Origin of the sequence: uncultured Dokdonia sp., assembly GCF_947492535.1 — a bacterium.
Lineage (GTDB): Bacteria > Bacteroidota > Bacteroidia > Flavobacteriales > Flavobacteriaceae > Dokdonia.
Genome location: NZ_CANLNH010000008.1, coordinates 195,391 through 212,484, shown reverse-complemented (window position 1 = coordinate 212,484; position 17,094 = coordinate 195,391). Strand labels below are relative to the sequence as shown.

Sequence of the window (17,094 nt, the reverse complement as noted above, 5' to 3'; positions counted from 1 at the left end):
GGTGAAGAGACTTCTGGAGAATGGGAAGAAGAAGAGGAAGAAGAAACGACTGGTACTGGTGAAGAGACAGAGACAGATACTGAAGGAGAGGAAACAGAAGAAGAGACTGACACAACTGATACTGATACTGAAGAAGGAGATGGTACTTCTGAAACAGATACTGAAGAAGAAGAAGACACTTCTGAAGAAGAAGATACTTCTACAGATACAGAAGAAGAAACAGAGGCTGACGAACAGGATACTGACATCGCAGTACAAGAAGAAAATGTGTCTTTAGAAGAAGAAACAGACCTTCACAGTGTTACTGTAAGCTTCAATACGCAAGGAAAATATATTACGATTACTAAGAATGAGCGTAATAATGTAAACAATGCTACATTGTACTCTATGCTTGGTCAAGTAATACAACAATGGAAACCAGAAACTGGAACAGGTACAATACAACTACCAGTATCGAACATAAGTAAAGGACCTTATATCCTTCGTCTAGAAACAGATATGGGATCATTTACAGAAAAATTAATTATTCACTAGCGCATTTTATGCATACATTGACAAAAGGAGCCTCTATTGCAGAGGCTTCTTTGTTTTTATAGAAAATTGGTTTTATACGCTTTCGCGAAAGCGTATAAAATATCTATCCTATATGGACATAAAAATAAAGTACTTCCCTCCTATTTATCTATGATAGTATACAAATGAATTGCTTAGATATTCTTAAAATAATCTAATATCCTAGACATGAGTGAAATTGGCATACAGTAATATATAATAAAGAGTTACCATTAGTTTGACATTTTCTGTAAGTTTGATCTATGATAAAAAATACATTCCTATACTGTTTTTTATTAAGCTGTCTACTCGTTGCATGTACTAGTCAAAAACCTACAAATGAAAGTACAGAAGAAACTATTAGCCTTTTACAAAAAAAATCTTCTGAAACTTTATCAGATTCTACACTGATATATCTAAGGGACGTAGCACGACTTATTAAATCGACCCCTTCTCTACCAGATTCTTTAAAATCTGAAAATGATTTTTTAATCGGAGATTACTATTCTAAAAAAGGGCAAATTGATAGTGCTGCCGTTTATCATTATAAAGCAATAGAAAGTATCAAAGATTCTATTCAAAGTGATAGAGAGTATCAGTATTTTTTTAATGCATGGAGTACACATCAACAACTTCAAGAATATGGAGAGTGCATCGCTATTACAAGACGTTTTGAATCGTTAATTAAAGAATCGGATAATACGAATTTACTTAGGGTATACTATCAATACATCGAGACTTATAAAGCATCAAAAAAATACCAAGAAGCGATTAAATATATAGATTTAAGTATTGAGACCTATAAAGAATTAAAGAATACTAAAAGAGTCATCATTACCACAATTACAAAAACAGAATTACAGTTTTTATATCTTAATAAAGAAGAAGCATATTCTACTTTAGAAAAATTACTCCTTTTAAAAGAAGAACTTGACTTTGACTTAAAAAGACAACTATATACACAATATGGATATTACCTCCATTTAGATCAGAGATATAAGGAAGCAAGAGATTATTATCATAAAGGCTTATCAGCTATAAATCACTTAGAAAAAACACCTTTTTTAACTACAGAATATACACAATTATATTCTAATTTAGGAGAAGTATACTTAGACCTCAAAGTTTATGACTCTGCTAAGTTTTATTTAGATAAAGCATCTCAGGAAGATAAATTGAGCAATTCAAATGATAAAACAAGACAACTTTTAAGCTATAAGTTAAGATATGCCTACGAAACCAAATCTAATTATAAAGAAACTCAAAATCATTTAGATACCATTGCAAAGTATCAAGAGATGAGATATGAAGAAAGATATTCTAAAGGTTTAAAGTCATTAGAATCTTCTTATAAAGAAAAAGAAGCTATCCGAATTGAAAAACAGCAAGTAGAACTAGAAAAAGCAAAAACTCAAATACAGTTGTTAATTGTTTTTATAATATCTAGCCTACTAATTACCTTAGGTATTTATTTTTATAAAAAACGCCAACGTACGTTTGATAAAATGAGCCTGCAAATGCAACAACGCTTATTACGTTCTCAAATGAATCCTCATTTTACTTTTAATACGCTATATGCTATTCAGAATACGATTAAAAAAGATCCGCAAGGTGCTGTCAATTATCTCTTGAAATTTTCAAGATTGTTACGACTCATACTTGAAAATTCTACAAATAATTATGTTTTACTTGAAAAAGAATTAGAGTCTCTTCGTAAATACATGGATTTACAATTGTTACGTTTTCCAGAAAAGTATACTTATACTATTACATTACAAGATCTAGAAGAGGATGAGTTTATATTTATCCCTCCTATGCTTATACAACCTTATATTGAAAACAGTATAGAACATGCATTTAAAGGAATAAACTATAAAGGAAAGATTCATATTACATTATCCTTGAAAAAAGAATTTATAAAATGTATTATTGAAGATAATGGTATAGGTATACAATCTAAAGTCAATTCTCATAAAGAATCGGTATCAACAACATTGATTGCTAATTTTATAGAAAAAGCAACCAAACAGAAAATTAACGACATAAATAAAAAGGATCGTGATCCTTCTACTAGTGGAATGATCACTTCTTTTTTAATTCCATATAAACAAACAGAGCATGATTAAAACAATTATTATTGATGATGAAGCCAGTGTAAGAGCAGATGTAAGAGAAAAAATAGCCTCACATTTTAAAAATGAGATTTCTATTATAGGAGAAGCAGATAGTGTTGCTTCAGGAATAAAAGTGATAGAACAACTTAAACCTCAACTCTTACTACTTGATATTAATTTAGGAGACGGTACTAGTTTTGATATCTTAAAACAAACTTCTTTTAAAGATTTTGATGTCATCTTTATCACAGGATATGATATGCATGCTATTAAAGCTATTAAAGTAGGAGCCTTAGATTATATCTTAAAGCCTATTGAAATGGATGAGTTTATAGATGCACTTCGAAAAGTAACAACGCAAGAAAAACAAGAAAATCACTTAGAAAAACTTATTGAGATCTCTAGTGAATACTTTAGCGGTGTAAAAAACAAAAGAGTTATTCTTAAAACCAGTGATAATGTATATGCCATCTATGAAGATGATATTATTTACTGTAGATCTGAAGGGAATTACACTACATTTTACACACAGCAAATGGAAAAGATTATGGTTTCAAAATCTATAAAAAAAGTAGAAGAAATCCTTTCTGAAGAATCATTTATACGATGCCATCAATCATATATAGTAAATAAGAAACATGTCCTAAAATACAATAAGCAAGGAATACTTGTAGTACATCTAGATTTTAAAGTTCCCGTTTCTAGTAGAAGAAAAGACTATGTGTTAAAAAGAATTTTTGATTAAAATCAAAAATGAAATGAACGCATACGAAAATGAAATAAACAGATACACTTATATAAGAACATCATGATTTTGCATCAAAATGTAGTATCATTACCCTATAATTAAAATTAAAAAACTATGAGAACACTAAATCCCTATTTAGTATTAATCGCATTATTATTTTCAGCAATATCGTGTACTGTTGATCAAGAACCGATTATTGAAAATGATTCAAGCAACTTTATAATTGAAACATCAGGTTCTGATCAAACGACTCAGGGAGGAGAACGATTTTATGATCCTTTATTATCTCCAGAGAGTATTGAATTAGAAAATCATATGCAATGGGTTTCTTATATTGCCGCAGCTGCAATACATAATAATCCAGAGGCAAGAGAACGTGTTATTGATCAAATCACCCCAGTTCCAGGTCCAGTTGCTGAACAAAAACCATCTGTATTAATAAATGATCTATTAGGCAGTGATATACCAGATACAGATCCATTTAAAGATGCTTTTAGACGAAGTTATAATTACTTTTTATTAGTTGCATTGGATTGTATAAGACCAGGAGGAGCTACAGCAACCCCACCTCCAGGAAGCAATCCACCTGGAAATATACTAAACCCCAATACAATTAATAATTTTAAAATAGCTAATAGTAATGAAACAGCTACTATAGATCCAGATTGTTTTGAATATGTAGAAAGTTTAAGACAAGAATTCATGAACACTATTATAAATAAAAACTGTTTAGAATTATATTTCCCAAATGGAATTACAGATACTGAATATAGATCAGTTACTTCTACGGCACATCCATTAGTTGAAGGGGTAAATGAAAATACTGGTTATTTCCGTCATTGGGTCTCTATATCAACATTTGGAGTAATTATTGAAGTTATTCAAACGGATGAAATCACTGTAGATCAATCATATATTAATACTACAAACGATCTAGTTATCGTAGCAAGACCTAAGAAAAATAGAAGATGTCTATATTCAGAATATAATTTTGATTTTACAAATTTTCTACAATAATCAATAAAAATCCTAATTAAAAAAGCCACATCTAAACGTTTAGATGTGGCTTTTTTAATTATACTACTAGAAAATCTATAAAATAATCTTATAGGTTTATTTATAAATTATCCAATTGATTACTGTTATTATCATCACTGATAGTCCAGAAAAAACCTACAAAAAAGAATTGATCGGCAGCGGGAGTAAGTGCTCTTCTATCAAAAGTCCCATTTCCATTTGGCGTATTGCTATACTGGAATCCATTTACATTATTAAATCCTAAGACATTATTTACAGACACATATAAAATCTTTTGTTGTGACAATAAATAAGCCCAATTTAAACTAAGGCTATTAAATGACTTAGTTTCTTCTTGTAAAAAACCAGGTACATTAGGATTGGTATGCGTACGTCCAGAAGCATATTGATAACTCAAACCAACTTGAGACTTCCAATCTGTAATAAAATATTTAACCACTCCCGAAAAATTATGTGTATTAGCAAATGAAGGTCTTGCTTGCTCTGGAAAATTAAGATATTGCCTTTCTGAATCTAAGAACGAATAACTCACCCAATAATCCATGTTTTTAATACTCGTATTATCTCTCCAAAAAAGATCTAGTCCTTGAGCATACCCATCTCCTCCATTCTCAAATACACTATCTACACCTGCAAAATCAGTATCAAAAGTAACAAGGTTGTCATATGATTTTCGATAAGCCTCTGCTCTAAAAATACGCCCATTACTATTATATTGATAGTTCAATATATAATGCTGTGTCTTTTGTGCTTCTAATTCTTGACTAAACTTTAGAAAATCATTCGTAGGGTTTTGATAAAAATCTCCATACGCTAATGACAACTGACTTTTCTTACCTGTTTTGTACGCCAACGAAACTCTTGGAGAGATCGTAAACTGATCCGTTAGATTTGTATACGAACCTCGTAATCCAGCCTTTAATGCTAGTTTTTTAGAAAATATCACATCTCCCTCTGTAAATAATGCGCTGATAGCACTATCATAGCCATAAGAATCACCAATAGTCTGTGTATTAAAAACACCGCTAAAATCTTCATTAAAATCTGTGATAAACTGCTCTGCTCCCATTGATAACTTAAAACGACTTGAAAAACGCTTTTTAACTTTGAGTTTAAAATGTGCAGAGTTTTCTGTATTATCGATATCGTTAGTCATAACTCCTACATCGGTTTTAGCAAACGTATAGCTCCCTCCTGTTTGTATACTCCACGTATCTGATAACACACCTGTATATGAGGTATTCACATATAAATTACTGTTCTTTAATTTAAAATCCAATCCATCTTCTAGATTTATATCTTCTTGAGTAAGTTCAAAATTTGACGTATCAAAAGCTGTATACAATTTAAATAAGCCATCGGTTGTTCTATAGCGATACACAGCTTCTCCTGAAAGTGCTTCAAAAGGTTTTGACCAATCGTTGCGATCTGGAAACACTTCTATATAAGGTGCTAAATTAATATAAGAAGTACTCAAACTCAATGAAGATTTCTCCCATTTTCTTGTCATTCCTAATCCACCTCCTACAGACATAATAGATATATCTGTTTTGTTTTGATCTGGCTCATCAACCGTATTTAGTAAAAGGACACTAGAGAGTGCCTCCCCATACTCGGCAGAATAGCCTCCTGTAGAAAATGTAATCCCATCAAACAAAAACGGACTATATCTCCCTCGTGTAGGGATATTATTAGTAGTAGGTGTATACGGTGTAAATACACGAATCCCATCTATAAAAATTTGTGTTTCTCCTGCATCACCGCCACGCACAAAAAGACGTCCATCTTCAGCAACAGTAGTCGTACCTGGCAGTGTTTGTAAGGCACCTACAAAATCTCCTAAAGCACTCGCTGTTGTCACTACATCCAGCGGTTTTAGTACAGAAATTTTACTATTATCACTTGCCTCAAAACTCCCTGCAGAAATTACTACAGTATCTAGGGAGTTAATATCTTCTTTAAGTTTAATTGGCAATTCTTTCATACTTGACACAGGTCCAAAAAAGGAATACGTCTCGAAAGATAAAAAAGTAACGATCAGTACCTGATCTCCTGTTTCACTTGTGGTAAAACTAAACGTACCATCTACAGTACTAGAAGCACCATCATAAGTACCGTCTAGATATACGTTGGCACCCTCAATAGGAATTCCTTTAGGATCTGTTACCGTCCCGGAGATTGTTGTTTGTGCATACGTCGAAGCACATAAAAAGAAAAATAAAGCAAATAGATAATTCATGATAATGGGTTGATTATTTTGATTGATGATGATGAATGGTTTATACTATACGATATTCAGAAGCCTGTGCTAAGTGTCTATTAGAAACAAATAATATAATCGTAAGTATTGCTAATGCGATAGCCATTACTAAAGGCGCTAGCATAGGTGATTCGGTGAGTACTGTAAAACTTAACACGACAGTGCCTACAGATATAACCCCAGCCATAATTGCATACATAGGCTGTTTATAAAACCAAGCATATGGAAAGAAATGAGCCCCAGTTATGATCATAAATACAGGAAGAAAATAGGTAGGTGTAAATTTGATTACTAGTATTAGAATAGGAAAGTAAAATAATTGCGCGATATTAAGGAGTAACCCTAATGGATGTATAGGATTATCTTTCATTTTCCATTGTGACTTATATATTTTTGAAAATAAAAACGCCAGCGGCATCATAATCCCTCCCACAGCTAGTGTCGCTATATTTTTAGTTTCTAATGTCATTTCTGTACTCCATATAATGGTAATAAGTACCCAAATAAGGGTAGCTGCTGTAATAAAATCAATGCCTTGTTTTGCTCTTTGAGCGACATCTAATCGTGCTTCGTTTAATTGTGCTTTAGAGATCATACTACTATATTTTTATTGGTTACAGGACAAAAGTGTTACTTCTTACGCTTTCGCGAAAGCATAAACTACTCAACCGTCATTTTTTGATTCTCAATTGTATATTCCTAGTACAATTAGGATATAAATCTCTCCTAAACACTTGAGAATATTGCTCGTAATTGATTAACTTTAATGTCAATAAACATTGTTATACTATGAAAAAAAATTACGTATTACTCATTGCATTATTTTTAAGTTTTGTTACCTATGCTCAGGATACATTCTCTATTATCGCTGTAGACCCTGATACAGGTGAAGTCGGATCTGCAGGAGCTTCCTGTGTAGACGGCATTGGACAATTTGGAGGACTTATCGATATCATTACAGACATTATTCCTGGACGTGGAGGCGTAAATTCTCAAGCATTTGTATGCATACCTAATACCAATTTAGCAAATGCTATTGATCAAATGGAATCAGGTCTTTCTCCTGATGAGATTATTGAGTATTTAATTAATAACGATGATTGTAGTTCTCAAGATTTCAATCCTGAGTTTAGACAATATGGCGTTGCCGATTTTGATCCAGATGGAAATCCAAGAACCGCTGGCTTTACTGGAAGCCTCGCAGACGATTTTAAAGATGATAGACAAGGAGCTACCTATAGTGTTCAAGGAAATATTTTATTAAATGAAACTGTACTCATTAATATGGAGAATAATTTTAATAGTACAGAAGGAACATTGGCAGATAAGCTTATGGCTGCCATGCAAGGAGCTAACTTTGCAGGAGCAGATATGAGATGCTTGGATAGAGGTACCTCATCTACGGCTGCATATCTGGTAGTATATCAAGAAACAGACGCTCCCGGAGATCCTACATTACGATTAAATATCGAAGAAATGCCATTTGGTGAAGAACCTATCGATTCTCTTCAAATACTCTACGATAACTTTGTATTATCTGTTCAAGACAACACTCTTGAAGATTTAGTGCAGGTATTCCCTAACCCTGTGTCAGATCAGTTTCAAGTAGTCTTACCTCCTTCTACATTTATTTCTAAACTTGAAGTATTTGATGTAAGTGGAAAACGCGTACACTTACAAACGCAATTTTCAGGAATAGACTCTGGAGAGCTTATAGATAGTAGTTCCTATAAAAAAGGAGTTTATTTCCTTCGTATTACAGGAGCAAATGAAATACACACAATAAAAATTATTAAAAGTTAAGACTTAGATGACCTATGAAGAAAAACTAGAACAGTATTATACAAAATCATCTCCTTGGCTAGAAGGCATACAGCAGTTACGTGCTGTTATTAATGATACTGAACTTACAGAAGAATGGAAATGGAATTTCCCCTGCTATACGATACAAGGTCGTAATGTAATAGGTGTAGGGAATTTTAAAAACCATTTTGGCGTTTGGTTTTTCCAAGGTGTATTTCTAAAAGATTCTAAAAAGTTATTGCGCAATGCACAAGATGGAAAGACCAAAGCAATGCGCTCCTTACATTACGAATCTATAGAAGACATAGACATAACGATCTTGAAAGAATACCTCTTAGAAGCCATTCAAAATGCAAAAGATGGGAAAGAAGTAAAACCCGATAGATCTAAAAAAGAAATTATTATCCCTGTTGAATTGGAGTCCGCTTTCGCGAAAGCGGGAACCTTACAAACCGCATTTGAAGCCTTGACACCCTCAAAACAAAGAGAATACGCAGAACATATTGGCAGAGCTAAACAAGAAACCACAAGACTGCGAAGATTAGAAAAATGTATTCCTATGATTCTAGAAGGCATAGGACTAAATGATAAGTATAAGAATTGTTAAATAAAAGATAGACATTAAAGACCTAAACTTTTAAATAGTCCACCTCATACACTTTAAAACTCCTAAACATAAACTCATGAGTGATGTAAAAACCAAAGTAAATGATGCCTCTGTAGAAGATTTTCTAAATGCTGTTGCACATCCCGTAAAAAAAGCTGATGGTTTTATATTACTAAAACTCATCACAGAAGTGACAGGCGTAGCACCAAAAATGTGGGGAGATAGTATCGTTGGTTTTGATTCCTACCATTATGTATATAAGAGCGGTCGTGAAGGAGAATGGCCTATTGTTGGTTTTTCTCCGCGTAAGCAAAATATAAGTTTATATATCATGCCTGGCTTTGCAAATTTTGATTCCTTACTAAAAAAACTAGGAAAACATAAAACCAGTAAAGCCTGTTTATATATAAATAAACTCGCCGATGTTGATTTAGATATTCTTAAAGAACTCATCCACCAATCAGTCGATTATATGAGAACTAAATACCATAAATAACAGCCATAAATTGGTCTATTTATAGCTATGTTATTCCTATTTTACCGAAACATTTCAGAAATGTAAATTCCTATATACACCCCTATAAAGCGTAAAACTTTCGTAACGTTAATTTCAAGTAATTAGAATGATGTCCTAGTATTTTTAGGGCTATCAATCTTATAAAACTCGTTATGAAAAAAAACTATTTTTTAGTATTCTTATTAAGTATTACTACTATCATTCAAGCACAAGACCTCTTAATCACAGGTGTTGTAGATGCTACACTAACTGGAGGAACCCCTAAAGCGATAGAGCTTTATGTACTAAACAATATTCCAGATTTATCTACCTATGCTATAGGCTCTGCCAATAATGGCGACGGCACAGATGGTGAAGAATTTTTTCTCTCAGGAAATGCTTCAGCAGGTGACTTTATATACATTGCTAGTGAACAACCTAACTTTAATACCTTTTTTGGATTTGACCCTACATTTGTAGATGATACAGCTAATGTAAATGGAGATGATGCTATTGAGTTATTTAATAACGGAATGATCATCGATGTATTTGGAGATAGTAATGTAGATGGAAGTGGAGAAGATTGGGAGTATCAAGATGGCTGGGCATATCGAAATAGTGGTACTACAGCAGATGGAGCTACATTTATGATAGATCATTGGAGCTTTAGTGGTCCTAATGCTTTAGATGACGAATCAGATAATGAAAACGCTGAGATCCCATTCCCATTAGGAACGTATAGTGTAGAAGCACCAATTCTTATTTCTTTTAATGAAGAATTAACGCAGGTATCTGAAAATGATGGAGTCGTGACAATTCCTGTATCTATATCGGAAGCGGCAGATGCAACTGTAGTTATTACAGTAACTCTAACAAATGATCTTGAAAGCTCTTTCGTGTTAAATACAACCACACTCACATTTACTGCAGATGGTGCAACAACACAAAATGTGATGATGAATCTTGCAGATAATACAGATCCAAACCAAGATTATTATATCGCACTAGCCTTAGAAAATAGCATAGGTGCAGAAGAAGGAGAATTCACAACACATACGGTGTATGTTCTTGATGATGAATTACAAACGCCAAATGCAGCAAATGTATTAGGAATGTCTTTTACGACGAATATAGAAGTTAACGGAGCAGAAATAGTGACTCATGATATGGAGTCAAATAGACTATTTGTTTCTAACGCTGGAGACAACACTGTGGAAGTAATAGACTTTAATGATCCGTTAAACCTCACTACGCTACCCGCTATAGATATGAGCACCTTTGGAGATGAAGTAACCAGTGTAAGCGCTTATAATGGTACTGTAGCTGTAGCTGTAAGAGCTGCCGATCAAGGAAATGGCCAAATTGTATTTATAGATACAGACGGGACTGTATTAAGTAATGTAGAAGTTGGTTCGCTGCCAGATATGGTTACATTTACGCCAGATGCAACAAAAGTATTGGTGGCTAACGAAGGAGAGCCTAGCGATGACTATACGATTGATCCTGAAGGGACGATCTCAGTTATTGACATTACTGGAGGAATTGAAACATTAACACAAGCAGAAGTAACCTCACTTACCTTTACTAATTTTGATGCAGACCAAGCAGCATTAGAAGCAGCAGGCGTCCGTATTTTTGGCCCAGAGGCTTCTATCTCTCAAGACTTAGAACCAGAATTTATTACCGTTACAGATGATAGTACAATCGCTTATGTGTCTCTTCAAGAAAATAATGCATATGCCATTGTAGATTTGGTAACACCCAGCATTACTGCTGTTGAAGCTTGGGGCGTTAAAGACCACTCTCTAGAAGAAAACGCATTAGATGTTTCCAATAGACTTGACTTTGTATTTATGTCTACTTGGAATACTGTAGGAATGTATCAACCAGATGCTATTGCAAATTATACAGTAGGTGGAACAAATTATATTGTGATTGCAAATGAAGGAGACGCTAGGGATTACGATGGTTTTAGTGAAGAAGTTCGTATAAACGATCTCAACCTTGACCCAACCGCCTATCCAAATGCTCATTTCCTTCAAATGGATGAAACGTTAGGAAGACTCCGTACTACAAATGCTACAGGAGATACAGATGGTGACGGTGATATTGATCTTATACACACATATGGCGGACGTTCATTCTCTATTGTAAATGCAGATACAGGGGCTATTGTATATGATAGTCAAGATGTATTAGAACGTATCGTAAAAGAAGACCCTGTATACGGAGTCATTTTTAATACAACAGACGATGAAAATGTATTCAAAAATCGTTCTGATGATAAAGGGCCTGAGCCAGAAGCTGTCATCGTAAAAGAAATTGCTGGACAATGGTACGCATTTGTAGGTTTAGAAAGAATTGGAGGAATTGCTGTATTCAATGTAACTGACCCAACAGCGCCTACTTTTGAAACCTATGTAAATAATAGAGATACTACAATAGACATCGAAAATCCAGAAGGAGATCTTGCACCAGAAGGTGTAATTTATATAGCTCCAGAAGATAATGCCACTGGGAAAGGACTTATTGTAGTAGCAAATGAAGTAAGTTCAACTATTTCAATATATACACTTGAAAACGATACCCTGAGTACTGAAGAATTTACTATAAGTAATGAGACCATTACAATCTATCCAAACCCAACATCAAACGGAACTTTATACTTCAGCAAGGAAAGTGGTTTTGTGATGTATGACTTAGTAGGCCGTCAAGTGGCAAGCAGTCCTTTAGCTTCTCAAGTACAGATCAACACATTAAAAACAGGGGTTTATCTTATCAATTTTGATAATGGTACAACACAAAAAGTAATGATTAAATAAGAAAAAACATTTTAATTATTAATTAGGGAGAAGAGTCCGCTGTATTCGTACAGGGGGCTTTTCGTTTTCTAATGGTTTGTATTAAAATGAAAATCAGCATATATACGCTTTCGCGAAATCGAACTTGTGAGATTCACGACCATAGGGAGAGCAAAGCGATAAAGCGTACGCATCACTATTAAAATAGAAATCACTACTACAGTTAAAATAAAAACTCATAGTTTTTGTAACATTACACCAAATTCCCCTACCAATAGGTAACTAACGATCAATCATTGGAGAAAGATTTACAAGAGAAATTTGTAACACTTCTGGAAGAAAACCAGAACATTGTACACAAAGTCTGCCGATTATACACCAATAATCGAGAGCAGCATAACGACCTATTTCAAGAAGTGACAATACAATTATGGCGTGCGTTTCCGAAGTTTAGAGGAGACGCAAAATTTAGTACATGGATGTATCGTGTGGCTCTAAACACAGCAATTACCTTATACAGAAAGTCTAAACGTACTGTGCAGACACAAGATTTTGATGATGTAATGTTTCGTATCTCTTCAGAAGAGTATGATGATACTGTAGAACAACAATTGAAAGTCATGTACAATGCGATCAAAGATTTAAACGATATAGAAAAAGCCCTAGTTTTTCTTTATTTAGAAGATAAAAATTATAAAGAGATTTCTGAGACGATGGGAATTACCGAGGTAAATGCCCGTGTAAAAATGAATCGTGTAAAAGGAAAGCTTAAAAAACTAGTAAACCCATCATAGTTATGGTAGATGAATTAGAATTATTAAAAAAGCAGTGGCAAAAGCAGGATGAAACACTTCCTAAACTTAGCAAAGAAGATATATACCCCATGTTATTGAAGAAATCGTCTTCTGTTGTAAAATGGATATTTATCATCAGTATGATCGAGTTTTCATTCTGGATGATCATTTCATTATTATTCAGAGACTTTCAATTTGGAGGAGATTTAAAGTTGGAGTCAGAAAACCTACGAAATTTTGAAACCATATTTCTTATTGTACATATAGCTGTTTTGTTATTTTTTATTACAAAGTTTTATATAAATTTTAAAAAAATAGCAAGTACCGATTCCGCTCGGAAGTTGATGAAAAATATTCTTAACACTCGAAAAACAGTAAAATATTATATCTATTCAAGTATGACCTTATTTGTCATAGCAGCCATTTTTACAACGGCCCTCATTGTAAATAGTAATCCTGAAGCATTTGAAGAAATTAATAAAACAGTTCTTATCATAATAACAGCCATTCTTACTATCATGATTACAGGTATTTTCTGGTTAGTATATAGTAGAGTATACGGCATTTTAACAAAACGTTTAGACCGCAATTATAAGGAACTTAAAAAAATGGAAGTATAGTTTTTGGGAAACTATGCTCAAAAGCCTAAACATCTGTATAAATGTTTAGGCTTTTTTTGAATGTATCTAATACGCTTTCGCGAAAGCCAACTCTGAACTATTTATATTATTTTACAATGCTCTAGAAGTGAATGAAAAATCAGATTTGAAACTTCAAAAAAATAAGCAAAATGGCAATAATCATTAAAGGGAAAAGCAAATGCTCTATTTGTAATAAAGTGTTAGAAAATGATCACATTATTGCTTGGAATTGTAGGCTTCCCTATCTACTAAGCAAATTACACTAGATGGAGAATCTATAGCTGTCTATACTGAAAATGGAACAAGAGTTAAAGGAATGCAAATGATGGAATTAGTCATTTCTGGGCAATATACTCCTGATTTCTATATGGATAAAGATCAAGAAATAAAGGTTGCTGTATTAAAACCTCGTAAAAAAGAGGAAAAAACTCAAGAATAAAATAACAAGTAGATTAACTACTAGTATCAATAAAAAGAGGCTCTTACAGCCTCTTTTTATATTTAATACTCCCATCACACTTCTTATTCAACGCTTTTTCTTTTTCAAATTCCTCTAGAAGGATTCTTTTTAAGAAAGAAAAGTGTTTAGCGATAGCATATTTTAATTGTTCTACTTTGCGTCTGTAAAATCATGTTTAGAATCAATTTTAAAATGATTTTTTCCTTCAATAGTTTTATACGATCTAAAACAACTTATATGATCTAATTGTCCATACATTAGGACGCTTTCTCCATTTTCAATCCTACATACTGATAGTACTTTTGTTTATATAAATCAGAATAATATAATTTAAAAAATAAACAAGATGAATTTAGAAAATAATATTAAAGGAAAAGTCGTTGTCATTACTGGTGCGAGTAGTGGATTAGGAGAGACTACAGCTCGTCATTTAGCCTCTAAAGGAGCTAATATAGTTTTAGGGGCTCGTAGAGAAGAACGTCTACAAACGATCTCTGAAGAAATTAATGCACAAGAAAATGGGAAAGCTGTTTTTCTAAAAACAGATGTCACCCAAAAAGAACAAGTACAGAATTTAGTAGATAAAGCTGTAACAGAATTTGGTAAAGTAGATGTAATTATCAATAATGCAGGACTCATGTCTATTGCTCCTATGAACGAGGTTAAAATAGATGAATGGGATCGTATGATAGATATTAATATAAAAGGAGTGCTATATGGTATCGCAGCTGCTTTACCTATTTTTCAAAAACAAGAGTCAGGGCATTTTATTAATATATCATCTGTTGCAGGGATAAAAGTATTTAGTCCTGGAGGAACTGTTTACAGCGGAACAAAATATGCCGTTCGTGCTATATCAGAAGGATTGCGTCATGAAGTAGGAGGAAATATCAGAACCACTACAATAGAACCAGGACTTATTGATTCTGAATTAAAACACGGTAGTTCTCATAAAGAAAGTGCTGATTTTGTAAAAGATTTTTACGAGATCGCTATTCCATCGAGCTCTATCGCAAGAACGATAGCATTTGCTATAGAACAACCTTCGGATGTAGATGTAAACGAAATAGTAATTCGTCCTGCAGTTCAAGAGTTTTAATTTCGAGGCAAGCCCCGAAATATTAAATCCTTTGGCGGTGCCAATAAAGTCTAAATCTAAGTGCAAGCAAGCTATCATGCTTGTACTTAGATTCGTTTTCTAAACAAATACAGAAGGGAAAACGAAAGTAAATTGATGTGAACTATATACGGTTATGGGGTATGCCTAATACTCCCACTGTCGTTTCTTATTGAGTTCTTCTTCTTTCTCAAGTTCATCTACTGGGATTACTTTTAAGAAAGAAGGATGTTGCTCAATAGCATATTCTAATTGTTCAACAATAGTTTCTACAGAATCATTTTCATAGTCAATCTCAAGAGGTTCTTTGATTTCAAAGGATTGTAAAATATTACGTTTTTTAATACGTAGTCCTTTCTTATCAAAACTACGTCTAAAGCCATCTATTACAATAGGGACCACTGTAGGTTTGTATTGTTTAATAATGTGTGCGGTTCCTTTTCGAATAGGTTTCCAAGGTTTTGTTGTTCCTTGTGGGAAGGTAATCACCCAACCATCATCAAGGGCAATACCAATATTCTCGGTATCTTGAAAATTCACTTTACGGTCTATTTCTTTTCCTTTTTCACGCCAGGTTCTACTTACGGTAATGGCACCTGCATACGCTAGAATACGAGGTAACAAACCACTTTTCATAGTCTCTCCCGCAGCCACATAGTATAAATTCATTTTAGGGTTCCAGAGATATCCTATATTCTTTATAGAATCTTCACGTCCACTCAAACTTGCATTAAACACATGAAACATAGACACCACATCTGCAAAATACGTTTGGTGATTAGAAACAAACAACACATTTGTTTCTGGTAGATTACGAAGTATATCAGACCCTTCTATTTGTAATTCATTAAACCCTCGGTAACGCCTATGCGTCAAAGCACCCGCAATGCGAATAAGCCATTTTTTTAAAAAAAGTATATGTCCGAATGGATTAGTTTTAAATAGACCCATGTAGTAATTTAAATAGTGTCCTGTCGTAAGAACAGAATCACAAAGATACAAAACCCTATTATTCCTGACCAGAAAGTAGCAACACCTTTAATTCACTAAGCATCATAGCTGTAGCTCCCCACACAATATGATCATTTAATAAAAAGGCAGGTACATCTATATCATCCATGTAAGATGTCGACATTTTTTTGGATATAACAGCTTCATCTGATAAAAAATCAGTGATAGCAACTTCTATCAATCCCTCTACCTCTTCTTCCTGAGGAACAAAATCTAATGGGGTATCACTGTACCCCACAAAAGGATATACACAAAAATTACTAGGCGGAATATAGGTAGCACTCATTTCCTTTACAACCGTAATTTTATCTCTAGAGATACCTATCTCTTCTTCTGTTTCGCGTAAAGCGGTATCGAGCATACTTGTATCCTCCTCCTCTACTTTCCCTCCTGGAAACCCCACTTGATTGGAATGCACTCCCTTATACGTTTTTCTAAGCATTAAGATCATCTTTGCCGTATGATCCTGATCAGGATAAAAAAGCATCATTACTCCTGCTTTACGAGGATTCATTTTAGCAACATCCAAATCACTAAATTGTGTGACTCGTTCTATAGGCGCCATCATAAATTGCGCTTTTTTACCTGGCAACGGCAAATTGCTTATTTTTGAAAGTAATCGTAAACACGTATCAAATTTCATGTATGTATA

The 17,094-nt window shown here is 33.5% G+C and carries 15 protein-coding genes; 11 read left to right on the top strand and 4 right to left on the bottom strand.

Going from position 1 to position 17,094, the window contains the following annotated elements:
* The 4 genes from Q1A60_RS12785 to Q1A60_RS12770 all read left to right on the top strand — a co-directional run.
* On the top strand, nucleotides 1–534 hold a 534-nt coding region (locus tag Q1A60_RS12785; RefSeq protein ID WP_299766324.1), incomplete at its 5' end, for a T9SS type A sorting domain-containing protein.
* Nucleotides 535–815: 281 nt separating this feature from the next.
* The gene (locus Q1A60_RS12780; protein WP_299766325.1) at nucleotides 816–2,678 is read left to right on the top strand and encodes a histidine kinase; all 1,863 of its coding nucleotides are present in this window, start codon (nucleotides 816–818) and stop codon (nucleotides 2,676–2,678) included.
* On the top strand, nucleotides 2,671–3,411 hold the full coding sequence (locus Q1A60_RS12775) for a LytTR family DNA-binding domain-containing protein (protein ID WP_299766327.1): 741 nt from the start codon (nucleotides 2,671–2,673) through the stop codon (nucleotides 3,409–3,411). The genes Q1A60_RS12780 and Q1A60_RS12775 overlap by 8 nt, the downstream gene beginning before the upstream one ends.
* A 117-nt stretch (nucleotides 3,412–3,528) precedes the next feature.
* The gene (locus tag Q1A60_RS12770) at nucleotides 3,529–4,431 is read left to right on the top strand and encodes a hypothetical protein (RefSeq protein ID WP_299766329.1); all 903 of its coding nucleotides are present in this window, start codon (nucleotides 3,529–3,531) and stop codon (nucleotides 4,429–4,431) included.
* A gap of 100 nt (nucleotides 4,432–4,531) precedes the next feature.
* Here the strand turns inward: Q1A60_RS12770 and Q1A60_RS12765 are convergent, their stop codons facing one another.
* Nucleotides 4,532–6,691, bottom strand: a complete 2,160-nt coding sequence (locus Q1A60_RS12765) for a TonB-dependent receptor (RefSeq protein ID WP_299766331.1) — start codon at nucleotides 6,689–6,691, stop codon at nucleotides 4,532–4,534.
* A gap of 40 nt (nucleotides 6,692–6,731) precedes the next feature.
* Nucleotides 6,732–7,307, bottom strand: a complete 576-nt coding sequence (locus Q1A60_RS12760; protein ID WP_299766333.1) for a hypothetical protein — start codon at nucleotides 7,305–7,307, stop codon at nucleotides 6,732–6,734.
* Nucleotides 7,308–7,501: 194 nt separating this feature from the next.
* Between Q1A60_RS12760 and Q1A60_RS12755 the strand changes: the two genes are divergently transcribed.
* From Q1A60_RS12755 to Q1A60_RS12725, 7 genes are all read left to right on the top strand, one after another.
* The gene (locus Q1A60_RS12755; protein ID WP_299766335.1) at nucleotides 7,502–8,515 is read left to right on the top strand and encodes a DUF1028 domain-containing protein; all 1,014 of its coding nucleotides are present in this window, start codon (nucleotides 7,502–7,504) and stop codon (nucleotides 8,513–8,515) included.
* Nucleotides 8,516–8,522: 7 nt separating this feature from the next.
* Entirely contained in the window at nucleotides 8,523–9,122 is a 600-nt protein-coding gene (locus Q1A60_RS12750) for a DUF1801 domain-containing protein (RefSeq protein ID WP_299766337.1), read from the top strand.
* A gap of 76 nt (nucleotides 9,123–9,198) precedes the next feature.
* Entirely contained in the window at nucleotides 9,199–9,618 is a 420-nt protein-coding gene (locus tag Q1A60_RS12745) for a DUF1801 domain-containing protein (RefSeq protein WP_299766339.1), read from the top strand.
* Between the two features lie 173 nt (nucleotides 9,619–9,791).
* Nucleotides 9,792–12,440 carry a choice-of-anchor I family protein gene (locus Q1A60_RS12740; RefSeq protein ID WP_299766341.1) on the top strand — a complete coding sequence of 883 codons (2,649 nt, stop codon included), beginning with the start codon at nucleotides 9,792–9,794 and terminating at the stop codon, nucleotides 12,438–12,440.
* A 275-nt stretch (nucleotides 12,441–12,715) separates the two neighbouring features.
* On the top strand, nucleotides 12,716–13,213 hold the full coding sequence (locus Q1A60_RS12735) for a sigma-70 family RNA polymerase sigma factor (RefSeq protein WP_089371791.1): 498 nt from the start codon (nucleotides 12,716–12,718) through the stop codon (nucleotides 13,211–13,213).
* 2 nt (nucleotides 13,214–13,215) lie between these two features.
* Nucleotides 13,216–13,833: a hypothetical protein gene (locus Q1A60_RS12730; RefSeq protein WP_299766345.1), complete on the top strand. Its 618-nt coding sequence runs from the start codon at nucleotides 13,216–13,218 to the stop codon at nucleotides 13,831–13,833.
* Nucleotides 13,834–14,660: 827 nt separating this feature from the next.
* Nucleotides 14,661–15,413 (top strand): SDR family oxidoreductase, encoded by a 753-nt coding sequence (locus tag Q1A60_RS12725; RefSeq protein ID WP_299766347.1) that lies wholly within the window; start codon nucleotides 14,661–14,663, stop codon nucleotides 15,411–15,413.
* A gap of 165 nt (nucleotides 15,414–15,578) precedes the next feature.
* On the opposite strand, the gene Q1A60_RS12720 is transcribed toward Q1A60_RS12725, so the two are convergent.
* Nucleotides 15,579–16,382, bottom strand: a complete 804-nt coding sequence (locus tag Q1A60_RS12720; RefSeq protein ID WP_299766349.1) for a lysophospholipid acyltransferase family protein — start codon at nucleotides 16,380–16,382, stop codon at nucleotides 15,579–15,581.
* A gap of 58 nt (nucleotides 16,383–16,440) precedes the next feature.
* Nucleotides 16,441–17,085: a CoA pyrophosphatase gene (locus Q1A60_RS12715; protein WP_299766351.1), complete on the bottom strand. Its 645-nt coding sequence runs from the start codon at nucleotides 17,083–17,085 to the stop codon at nucleotides 16,441–16,443.
* Between the last annotated feature and the right edge of the window lie 9 nt (nucleotides 17,086–17,094).

Excerpts from the sequence above, each read along its gene's own strand:
- Q1A60_RS12775 (WP_299766327.1), top strand. The coding sequence starts at position 2,671 with ATGATTAAAACAATTATTATTGATGATGAAGCCAGTGTAAGAGCAGAT.
- Q1A60_RS12725 (WP_299766347.1), top strand. The coding sequence starts at position 14,661 with ATGAATTTAGAAAATAATATTAAAGGAAAAGTCGTTGTCATTACTGGT.
- Q1A60_RS12720 (WP_299766349.1), bottom strand. The coding sequence starts at position 16,382 with ATGGGTCTATTTAAAACTAATCCATTCGGACATATACTTTTTTTAAAA.
- Q1A60_RS12770 (WP_299766329.1), top strand. The coding sequence starts at position 3,529 with ATGAGAACACTAAATCCCTATTTAGTATTAATCGCATTATTATTTTCA.
- Q1A60_RS12730 (WP_299766345.1), top strand. The coding sequence starts at position 13,216 with ATGGTAGATGAATTAGAATTATTAAAAAAGCAGTGGCAAAAGCAGGAT.
- Q1A60_RS12740 (WP_299766341.1), top strand. The coding sequence starts at position 9,792 with ATGAAAAAAAACTATTTTTTAGTATTCTTATTAAGTATTACTACTATC.
- Q1A60_RS12715 (WP_299766351.1), bottom strand. The coding sequence starts at position 17,085 with ATGAAATTTGATACGTGTTTACGATTACTTTCAAAAATAAGCAATTTG.
- Q1A60_RS12780 (WP_299766325.1), top strand. The coding sequence starts at position 816 with ATGATAAAAAATACATTCCTATACTGTTTTTTATTAAGCTGTCTACTC.
- Q1A60_RS12765 (WP_299766331.1), bottom strand. The coding sequence starts at position 6,691 with ATGAATTATCTATTTGCTTTATTTTTCTTTTTATGTGCTTCGACGTAT.
- Q1A60_RS12760 (WP_299766333.1), bottom strand. The coding sequence starts at position 7,307 with ATGATCTCTAAAGCACAATTAAACGAAGCACGATTAGATGTCGCTCAA.
- Q1A60_RS12745 (WP_299766339.1), top strand. The coding sequence starts at position 9,199 with ATGAGTGATGTAAAAACCAAAGTAAATGATGCCTCTGTAGAAGATTTT.
- Q1A60_RS12750 (WP_299766337.1), top strand. The coding sequence starts at position 8,523 with ATGACCTATGAAGAAAAACTAGAACAGTATTATACAAAATCATCTCCT.
- Q1A60_RS12755 (WP_299766335.1), top strand. The coding sequence starts at position 7,502 with ATGAAAAAAAATTACGTATTACTCATTGCATTATTTTTAAGTTTTGTT.